The 9,795-nt window shown below is 63.4% G+C and carries 9 protein-coding genes; 6 read left to right on the top strand and 3 right to left on the bottom strand.

The features are described 5' to 3' along the window. From EN884_RS13305 to EN884_RS13280, 6 genes are all read left to right on the top strand, one after another. Nucleotides 1-918, top strand: a 918-nt coding sequence (locus EN884_RS13305; RefSeq protein ID WP_164894999.1) for a branched-chain amino acid ABC transporter substrate-binding protein, incomplete at its 5' end; no start/stop codon positions are given. 150 nt (nucleotides 919-1,068) lie between these two features. Beyond that, nucleotides 1,069-2,019 (top strand): branched-chain amino acid ABC transporter permease, encoded by a 951-nt coding sequence (locus EN884_RS13300; protein WP_224620706.1) that lies wholly within the window; start codon nucleotides 1,069-1,071, stop codon nucleotides 2,017-2,019. After that, nucleotides 2,019-3,014 (top strand): hypothetical protein, encoded by a 996-nt coding sequence (locus EN884_RS13295; protein WP_024504006.1) that lies wholly within the window; start codon nucleotides 2,019-2,021, stop codon nucleotides 3,012-3,014. Before EN884_RS13300 ends, EN884_RS13295 begins: the two co-directional genes overlap by 1 nt. Then, nucleotides 3,011-3,841: an ABC transporter ATP-binding protein gene (locus tag EN884_RS13290; RefSeq protein ID WP_063168748.1), complete on the top strand. Its 831-nt coding sequence runs from the start codon at nucleotides 3,011-3,013 to the stop codon at nucleotides 3,839-3,841. The genes EN884_RS13295 and EN884_RS13290 overlap by 4 nt, the downstream gene beginning before the upstream one ends. Beyond that, complete coding sequence (locus EN884_RS13285) at nucleotides 3,765-4,514, top strand: ABC transporter ATP-binding protein (RefSeq protein WP_063168749.1); 750 nt, start codon at nucleotides 3,765-3,767, stop codon at nucleotides 4,512-4,514. Before EN884_RS13290 ends, EN884_RS13285 begins: the two co-directional genes overlap by 77 nt. Then, nucleotides 4,507-5,796 carry an FAD-dependent oxidoreductase gene (locus tag EN884_RS13280; RefSeq protein WP_063168750.1) on the top strand — a complete coding sequence of 430 codons (1,290 nt, stop codon included), beginning with the start codon at nucleotides 4,507-4,509 and terminating at the stop codon, nucleotides 5,794-5,796. Before EN884_RS13285 ends, EN884_RS13280 begins: the two co-directional genes overlap by 8 nt. Before the next feature lie 195 nt (nucleotides 5,797-5,991). On the opposite strand, the gene EN884_RS13275 is transcribed toward EN884_RS13280, so the two are convergent. From EN884_RS13275 to EN884_RS13265, 3 genes are all read right to left on the bottom strand, one after another. Next, nucleotides 5,992-8,433: an FAD-dependent oxidoreductase gene (locus EN884_RS13275; RefSeq protein ID WP_063168751.1), complete on the bottom strand. Its 2,442-nt coding sequence runs from the start codon at nucleotides 8,431-8,433 to the stop codon at nucleotides 5,992-5,994. A gap of 147 nt (nucleotides 8,434-8,580) precedes the next feature. Continuing rightward, nucleotides 8,581-9,303 (bottom strand): amino acid ABC transporter permease, encoded by a 723-nt coding sequence (locus EN884_RS13270; protein ID WP_063168752.1) that lies wholly within the window; start codon nucleotides 9,301-9,303, stop codon nucleotides 8,581-8,583. Between the two features lie 21 nt (nucleotides 9,304-9,324). Continuing rightward, a partial coding sequence (locus EN884_RS13265) for a transporter substrate-binding domain-containing protein (protein WP_128360574.1) occupies nucleotides 9,325-9,795 on the bottom strand: 471 nt, incomplete at its 5' end.

The following is a 9,795-nucleotide window of genomic DNA, read 5'->3' as shown; positions in this document are numbered from 1 at the left end:
GCCTATGACCAGCAGGACGACAAGGCCGACCCGCGCGAGGGAACGCTCGTCGCCCAGAAATTCTGCGACAATGACAAGGTCGTGCTTGGCCTGGTGAACTTCAATTCCGGCGTCGCCCAGTCGACGCTGCCAATCTATGAAGACTGCACGCTGCCGACCATGACCTTCGGCTCCAATCCGTCTCTCACCAAGCAGGGCTACAAGTTCATGGTGCGCCCGGTGGCCAACGATCTGGCCGGCGCATTGTTGCCAGCCGAATATGCGCTGGGCAAGCTCGGCGCCAAGACTGCCGTGATCGTCAACGACAAGCAGGTCTTCGGCCAGGGCATTTCCGAAATCTTCGCCAAGAACTTCGAAACCGGCGGCGGCAAGGTCCTCGATACCATTGCCGTGGCGCCATCCGACGTGGACTTCACCGCTGTGCTGGCCCAGATCAAGTCCAAGAAGCCCGATGCGATCTATCTCGGCGCCGTCATGCCGCAGCTTGCGCTGTTTGCCAAGCAGATGCACGAGCAAGGTATCGCCGCCGTGCTAATGGTGCCGGACGGCGGCTACACGCCGGACCTCATCAAACAGGCCGGCGAAGCCAATGTCCAGGGCACGCTTGTCGCGATCCAGGTGCCGCCGATGGATGCCTCCCCCGAGATCGCCGATTTCGCCAAACTCTACAAGGCGAAATATGGTGAGGAAGCCGGCCCGTATTCGATCTACGGCTATGTACAGGGCCAGATTTTGGAACAGGTGCTGAAAACGACGAAAGGCCTCACGCGTGAGGACCTCAACGCGGCATTGCATGCAGTTAAGGCGAAGACCGTCGTCGGCGAGCTGGAATTCGACGAAACCGGCGAACTCAAAGTCGCCCCATCCTACCTCTACAAGGTGGAGGGAACGGGCTTCCATCTCGTCGGTTCGAAATAGCAGCCAGACCGCCGGAGCCGCATCGCTACGCGCGAAGCGGCTCCTTCACCTGTTGACGGGCGTGCCTGCCGCAAGTACGGGCGGCCACGTCGACCATTCCCCTTCCCGGTTCGACCGGTCCATGGGGTTGCAGGCACAGGACGCCGGCCCATGCTGGGAAATCTTATCCAACAAACGGTAAATGCCCTGACCATCGGCTCGATCTACGCCCTGATCGCGCTCGGCTACACCATGGTCTACGGCGTGTTGCGCATGATCAACTTCGCCCATGGCGAGATGTTCATGCTCGGCGCCTATGTAGCGTTTCTGGCGCTCAGCCTGCTGGTCGGCGATGTCGGGATGTCGGGCGCGCTGGCGCTTACCGCGGCCTTTCTCGTGGCGATCTTCCTCGTCGGCCTCATTGGAGTCGGCATCGAAAGGGTCGCCTACAAACCGCTGAGAAGCTCCACCCGGCTCGCGCCGATGCTGTCCTCGCTCGGCGTCTCATTGTCGCTCGTCACCGGGGTGCAGATCCTGGCCGGCCCACAGCCAGTCGCCTTTCCCAGCTTCTTCCCCGTCGTCCGATATCAGGTGATGGGCGGCACCATCACCTTGATGCAGATCGGCATCCTGATCGCCGCCTTCGTGCTGATGTTCGGCCTGCATGTCCTAGTCAACCGGAGCCGTATCGGCATCATCGTGCGCGCCGTATCGGAAAGCCGACCGACCGCACAGCTGCTTGGCATCAACGTCAACGGCGCCATCTCCATGGTGTTCTTCGTCGGGCCGCTTCTCGGCGCTGCCGGCGGCATCCTCTATTCCAGTTACTATGGCATCATGTCGCCCAGCATGGGCGCCGTCATCGGGCTGAAGGCCTTCACCGCGGCCATCCTCGGCGGCATCGGTTCAATCCCCGGCGCCATGCTCGGCGCCTTCATCCTGGCTTTTATCGAAGTGTGGGGAACCGCGCTGCTGCCCATTGTCACAAACGGCGTGCTCGGCACCGAGTATCGCGACGTTCTCGCCTTTGCGATCCTCATACTCGTGCTTCTGGTCCGTCCTGCCGGTATACTCGGCGAGGCCGTCTCCGAGGAAAGCATCGTGTACAAGAGGGAATTCTGATGGCCGCCGCCGACACTCTCGCCGCGGCCCGGCCGCGTGCGAACCGGACCATCTCCTGGCTCGTCTTCGCCATCGCGATCGCGCTGATCATGGCCACGCCCTTCCTGCCCAACTACCATGTCCGTGTCCTCAACAGCCTGCTGATCTACATCCTGCTCGGCATCGGCCTGAACATCGTGATCGGCTATACCGGGCTGCTGGATCTCGGCTTCGTCGCCTTCTACGCGGTCGGCGCCTACAGCTATGGGCTGCTGGCAAGCCCGCAGCTCGGCCTGCATATGCCGTTCCTGCTCATCCTGCTCGTCGCCGCCTGCCTGGGTGCGGTCACCGGCATATTGCTCGGCATTCCGGTGTTGCGATTGCGCGGCGACTATCTGGCCATCGTCACACTTGGCTTCGGCGAGATCATCCGCATCATCATCAACAATCTCGACTGGCTGACCGGAGGGCCGCAAGGCATTGCCCGGCTGGACAAGGCGTCGATCCTCGGCATACAGATTGCCCGGCCGATCGACTTCTTCTGGCTGCTGCTGATCACCGTGCTCATCGTCGGCACCGTGGTCTGGCGGCTCGAGCGCTCCATCCTCGGCAAGGCGTGGGCGGCGATCCGCGAGGACCAGGATGCCGCGCGCGGCATCGGCATCAACACCACCAATGCCAAGCTTGCCGCTTTCGCCACCTCGGCCACGATCGGTTCCATAGCCGGCGCGATCTTCGCCGCATCGCAGCGTTTCGTCAGCCCGGAAAGCTTCACGCTGCAGGAATCGGTGCTGATCGTGCTGATGATCGTGGTCGGCGGCATCGGCAACATCTTCGGCATCGTCGCCGGCGCGGCAATCCTGATCCTGCTGCCGGAGCTGCTGCGCGAATTCGCCGAATGGCGCATCCTCTTCCTCGGTCTTTTGATGATCTCGCTGATCATCGCGCGCCCGGCCGGCATCGTGCCGCGCAGCTTCGGGCCGGAGAAACTGATCCGAGGGCTTTTCGGAAAATGACGCTGGTCTTTCAGAGCCTTCGCAAGGTGTATGGCGAGGTCGTCGCCATCGACGGCGTGTCGACCGACTTCGCTCCCGGCATAATCCACGGCGTGATCGGACCGAACGGCGCCGGCAAGTCGACGCTGATCAACATGACGGCTGGTTCCTACACAGTGTCGTCGGGCTCGATCACGCTCGACGGCAAGCGTCTCGACAAACTCAAGAAATACCAGATCGCCAATTCGGGAATTGCCCGCACCTATCAGAACATCCGCCTCTTCGACCAGATGTCGGCGATCGAGAACCTTGAAGTCTGTTTCTATCCCGCCGAGGTTGCGGCCGCCTGGAGGGAAGTGATCTGGCCACCCTATGCCAACGCCCAGCGCCGGCGCCGGCGTGAGAAATGCATGGAAATCCTGCGGTTTTTTGACCTTCAGGGCTACGCCGACGTCGATGCCGGGGGCCTGCCCTATGGCCGACAACGCATGCTGGAGATCGCCCGCGCCTTGGTCGCCAATCCGCGCGTCCTGCTGCTCGACGAGCCCGCCGCCGGATTGAACCACCACGAGACGGCGGAACTGACGGCAAAACTCACCGCGTTGCGTTCGCCCGACCGGATCATGATCGTCGTCGAGCACGACATGGATCTCGTCATGACACTCTGCGACAGCATCATCGTCATGCATCATGGGAAACTGCTCTTCCGGGGCACGCCCGCCGAAGTGCAGGCAAGCACCGACGTCCAACTCGCCTATCTGGGAACCGCCAATGACATCGACGACATCCGGGCCGCTGCTCAGAATCGCCGGGCTCAGCTCGGGATACGGGCGCGTCGGCGTTCTTGAGGGCATCAGCATTGACGTCGATCCGCACGAGATCGTCGTCATCCTGGGTCCGAACGGCGCCGGCAAGACGACGCTGCTCAATTCCGTTTCCGGCGTGGCGCGGCCCACCGCAGGCAGCATCGCGTTCGAGGGCCGCGACATCACCGGGATGCGCCCCGAACAGGTCGTGCGTCTCGGCATCACCCACTGCCCGGAAGGCCGCCAGATCTTCCAGCGCCTGACGGTGGAGGAAAACTTGGTCGCGGCCCATATCGGTCGCGGCGGGAAGAGTTTCGAGGCATTGCGCGCCGAGGTGTTCGAGCTGTTTCCTGTGCTCAAGGAACGGCGCAACGGCATGGCAAGCCGCATGTCCGGCGGCCAGCAGCAGATGCTGGCGATCGGGCGCGCGCTTATGGCCGAGCCGAAGCTTCTGATGCTCGACGAGCCGTCTCTCGGCCTTGCCCCGAAGATCGTCCACCAGATCTTCCGCATCATCCTCGACCTGTCGCGCCACGGCATTTCGATCCTGCTCGTCGAGCAGAACGTTCAGCTGGCGCTTGAATGCGGCGACTACGCCTACCTGCTCAACACCGGCAAGGTGAAGCTGCATGGCCCGGCGCAGGAAATGGCCGCGCATTCGGCCCTGAGGGAACACTATCTCGGCGGCGCCAGCGAGGACGTCCTTCATGTTTGAGGTCGACTGGAAGACGCCGCATCTGTGGCGCAAGACCGCGAACAGGCGCCCGGCCGCACCGGCACCGCAAGGCGACCTGAAGACGGACGTGCTGGTGGTCGGCGGCGGCTTCACCGGCATGGCCGCGGCACTCGGCGCGCGCGACAGCGGCGTCAATGTCATCCTGCTTGAGAGCAACGAGATCGGATCGGCAGCGTCGGGCCGCAACAACGGCCTTGTCATCTCCCACCATTCCAAGGCCTCGCCGGCGGAGTTCGAGGCGGTCTACGGCAAGACGATCGGTGAGCGCTACAATCGCATGGTTGCGGATGCGGCCGGCGTAGCCTTCGGCCTGATGCAGCGCTTCAACATAGACGCCCACCAGGTTCAGGAAGGCTGGATCCAGCCCGCTCACACCGACACCACGCTTGCCCGCGCGCACCAGTTCTACGAAGAGTGGAAAGCCTTCGGCGCCAATGTCTCCTGGCTTGACCGGGCCGAAGCCAGCGCGCGCATCGGCAGCCCCTATCTCGGCGGCTGGATGGTGCACAATTCCGGCCACATCAATCCGTTCGCCATGACCATTGGCCTTGCCGGCGCCCTTGAGCGCGAAGGCGTGACCATCTTCGAGAACGCCGCGGCGTCTCGCATCGAGAAGGTGGAAGGCGGCTGGCGCGTCTTCACCGCAACGGGAAGCGTCACGGCGCCAGAAGTGGTGCTTGCCACGAATGCGCTTACCGGCGACCTCTGGGCTGGGCTGAAGAAGACACTGATGCCGTTCAAGGTCTTCCAGGCCGCGACAAACCCGCTGCCGGAAGGCCTGCGCACCCAGATCCTTGTCGGCAACCCCGCGGTGTCCGACATGCGCAACGACATCCGCTATTTCCACTACGACGTCGACGGCCGGCTGGTGAGCGGCGGCACGCATACATTGTGGTTTGACGAGGCCGACCGCGGTCGCGCCAAGGTCTCGAGCATGCTGGGCAAGGCTTTTCGCGCATTCGGCGGCGAACCGCCGATCGTGGAATACTGGCATGGCACCTTTGCCGTGGTGCCTGATCGCAGACCTCGCCTCTATCGCCTGGCACCCGGCCTCGTGTTTGGCGGCGTCTATTCCGGCCGCGGCGTGGCATTGGCAATGTCTCTTGGCCAGGAAATCGGCCGCTGGGCGGCAGGCCGGCGCCGGGACGAGCAGATGCCTTTGCCGGTCACCAACATGAAACCGGTTCCGTTCCATCCGGTCGCCGTGCAGGTCGCGAACCGCATGCATCTCTGGAACCGCTTCAAGGATCGAAGCTCTTGATGACATTATAGGCCGACGATGCTGATTTTGTGCCGGCGGCTAGCTGGCCGAGGCAGAAGTCTCAATCAGACAGCCCATGCTCGGTCACGACTGGGCCGAAAGCGGACTGGTAGCTTCAGGCATCAGCGGAAGCCGAAGCGGACCTTCAGCGTGGCTGGGACTTAGGGCCTCCGACTGATCCAAAAGGAGGTTCTGTCACGGTCTCAGGCGTTCCCCCTTCGGATCGTACCACGGCTTGAGCTGCGCAATGGCCTTGTATCGCTTCCAGGCGATTTCGATCTCCAGAGGGGCGGCTGCCAGCCAGGCATCGTCGACACCGCCCTCGCATTCGACATAGCCCATGCCGAGCGAGGCGCCGATGCGGTGGCCGTAGGCGCCGGAGGTGACCGAACCGACGATCTTGCCGCCGCGCCAGATCGGTTCGTGATGATAGAGGAGAGGCGCATCTTCGGCCTGCAGCCGCAACTGCACCAAGCGGCGGCGCGGCTTGCCCGCCTCCTTCTGCAGCAACAGCGCATCACGGCCGATGAAGCCGCCTGGCTTGTCGAACGCCACGGCAAAGCCAAGCCCTGCCTGCAGCGGGCTGTCTTCCTCGCCGATGTCGTGACCCCAGTGGCGGTAACCTTTCTCCATGCGCAGCGAATTGATGGCGAAGTAGCCGCCTTGGCGCAGGCCGAAATCGGCGCCCGCCTCGGCCAGCTTGTCGAAGACATGGGCGGCGAACTCGGCGGGCATGTAGAGCTCCCAGCCAAGCTCGCCGACGAAGGTCAGCCGGCTGGCGCGCACCCGCGCATAGCCAAGGTCGATCTCGCGGCTGGTGCCGAAGGGAAACGCCGCCTCCGAGAAGTCATCGGGCGAGACGGCGCGCAGGAGATCGCGCGATTTCGGCCCCATCAGCGCCAGCATGGGCAGGCCGGAGGTGACATCCTGCACGAAGACATGCGCGTCCGCCGGGATATGGCGCTTGAGCCAGGCCAGGTCGCGCCGCTGCGACACGGCGATGGTCACGACCATGTAGGCGGTTTCGGAGATGCGGGTGACCGTGACATCGGCTTCGATGCCGCCTAGCTCGTTCAGCCATTGCGTGTAGACGACGCGGCCGGCGGGTACGTCGACATTGTTGGCACAGATGCGGTTGAGCACCGCGCAGGCGTCACGCCCCTCGATCCAGTATTTCACGAAGCAGGAATGGTCGAACAGCGTAACGTTGTCAGCCGTGTTGCGGCTTTCCTCGCCGCAGGCGCCGAACCAGTTCTGGCGGCCGTAGGAATAGTCGATCTCGGCCTTCATGCCGGGCAAAGCGAAGAAGCCAGGGCGTTCGTAGGCGGCGGCCTCGGTCATGCAGGCACCCGCCGCCATCAGGCGGTCGTGGAACGGGCTCTTGCGGATGTGGCGCGCCGTGGCGAACTGGCGGTATGGCCAGTGCATGTCGAACAAAAGGCCAAGCGTTTCGGTGGTGCGGTCGTAGAGATATTTCTTGTTCGACTGGAACGACATGGTGCGGCGCACGTCGACATCGGCGAGATCGACCGGTGGGCGCCCGTCGCGGATCCATTCCGACAGCGCCTTGCCGACGCCGCCCGAGGAGAGGATGCCGACGGAATTGAAGCCGGTGGCGCAGAACAGGCCGGAGACCTCAGCCGTCTCGCCCAGCAGATAGCGGTCATCCGGCGTAAAGCTTTCCGGTCCGTTGAAGAACAGTTTGATGCCGACATCCGCCAGCAGCGGCACCCGCCTGGTTGCCATTTCGAGGATCGGTTCGAAATGCTCGAAGTCCTCGGGCAGGCTGTCGAAGCAGAAATCGGGCGAGATGCCGTTATGGCCCCACGGCTTGGCCACCGGCTCGAAGCAGCCGAGCAGCAGCTTACCGGCGTCTTCCTTGTAGTAGGAGCACTCGTCGCCCAGGAAAAGCACCGGCAAATTGGCGGGCAGGCCGGGGATGGTCTCGGTGACGATGTAGAAATGCTCGGCGGCGTGCAGCGGCAGCGTCACGCCGATCTGTGCCGCGAGATCGCGCGACCACATGCCACCGCATATCACCACCTTGTCGGCGCGGATCTCGCCCTTGTCGGTGACCACGCCGCAAACGCGGCCGTTCTCGACCAGGATTTTCGTGACCGGCGTGTTTTCGAGAATGCAGGCGCCACCGGTGCGCGCGCCCTTGACATAGGCCATGGTGACGTCGGTGGGGTTGACCTGTCCATCATTGGGGAACCAGAAGCCGCCGACGATGCCGTCGATGTTGACCGGGCTCCAGCGTTCCTTGATCTCGCCGGGCGTGACCATGTCGACCGGCAGGCCGAAATTGCGCCCCATCCAGGCGCCGCGTGCCAGCTCCTCGAAGCGCGCCTCGGTGTTGGCGACACGCAGCGAGCCGCGCTGCATGAAGCCGGTGGCCTGTCCGGTTTCGGCTTCGAGGCGGCCGAACAGCTCGCCGGTGTATTTCGCCAGCTCCGTCATCTGTCGCGTCGCCCGCAACTGCGTCACCAGGCCGGCGGCATGCCATGTCGTGCCGCATGTCAGCTGCTTGCGCTCGCACAGTACGACGTCGGTGATGCCAAGCTTGGTGAGGTGATAGGCGACCGAACATCCGGCAATGCCGCCGCCGACGATGACGACATCAGCCTGTTCCGGCATCTGTTCTGAACTAGCCCCTGACATTACGCGTCCCCCTGAATTGCTGCGCGGCTCAGGCATCTGGCGCCCTTTCGGAGCAGCGTCATGCCGTCGCGTCGATGGATGTCAATGGCGTGCCGCACGCTGCGGCCCACCGTTTTGTGCCCGTCATGCGTGATGGGGCACTTTGTCGGTATCGTTTCCGGCCGCGTGGGGCTTGGCCCAGGCGAAGCGCCGTTCGATCCGCTTCTGCAGGATCATCAGTACATAGACCATCGCCAGGTAGTAGAGGGAGGTGACGGCGTAGAACTCGGCATAGCGGAACGTTGAGGCGACGCTTTGCTGGGTGACCGCCATCAGTTCCGTCAATGAGATCACCGAGGCCAGCGACGTGGTCTTGAGCAGCGTGATGAACTCGTTGACGGTCGGCGGCAGGGCGATGCGCAGCGCCTGCGGCACGACGATCAGGAAGAACACTTGCGGCTTGCGCAGGCCAAGTGCGGCGCCGGCCTGAAACTGCCCTTCTTCGACGGCGCTGAGCGCCGCCCTGTTGATCTCGACCTGATAGGCGGCCTCGTTCAGCGTCAGCGCCAGGAGGGCCGCGATGAAGGGCGAAAACCAGGTCTCGCGGAAGATCGGCCATATTTGCGGCAGGCCGTTCCAGACGAACAGCAGCAGCAGAAGCGCCGGCAGTGCGCGGAAAACAGCGATATAGGCCGTCGCTCCCCAGCGCAGCACCTTGTTTTGCCCGTTGAGCGCCAAGGCAAGCGGCAGCGACAGGAGGATCGCCGCCGCATGCGCGAGTATTGTCAGGGCGAGCGCTACCAGCGCCGCCCTGAAGAACGTCCCGGAAAAAAGTGTCGACCAGAACAAGCCAAAGTCAAAGCTCACGGAACCCTGCCGATCGCGCCGTTACTGACCGATGCCACTGATGGTCGACATCGGAAGCTTCCACGTCTCGGCGATGGTCTTCATGGTGCCGTTCGCGGCAAGCTCCTTGACAGTAGCGGCGACCGCCGCCGCGTCAGCCTCATCCTTGCGGAAATAGGCCGCGTACTGATCCTGCGCGCCGGCCGAGTAGACGATCTTCAACTCACCGGGCTGCTGCAAGTCGCGGTAGGCGAATTCGGTGTCCTGGCTGATCGTCGCGACCGCGCGACCCAGCACCACCTGTTGCATCGCATCGGTCTGCTTGGGATAGGTCTGCATGGTGATCTTGTCGCGGCCGGCCTTGGCCAGGTCCTCGTTCACCTTGTCCAGCAGGCCTATATAGGAAGTGCCGGACTGGACGGAGATGGTCTTGCCGGAGAAATCCTCATAGCTCTTGTAGGCGGACGCATCGTCGGCCTTGCCGATCATGACGACGCCGGTCTTCAGATAAGG

It is taken from the genome of Mesorhizobium sp. M7A.F.Ca.AU.001.01.1.1, from assembly GCF_004022735.1.
Lineage (GTDB): Bacteria > Pseudomonadota > Alphaproteobacteria > Rhizobiales > Rhizobiaceae > Mesorhizobium > Mesorhizobium ciceri.
This window is presented reverse-complemented; position numbering and strand designations above follow the sequence as displayed.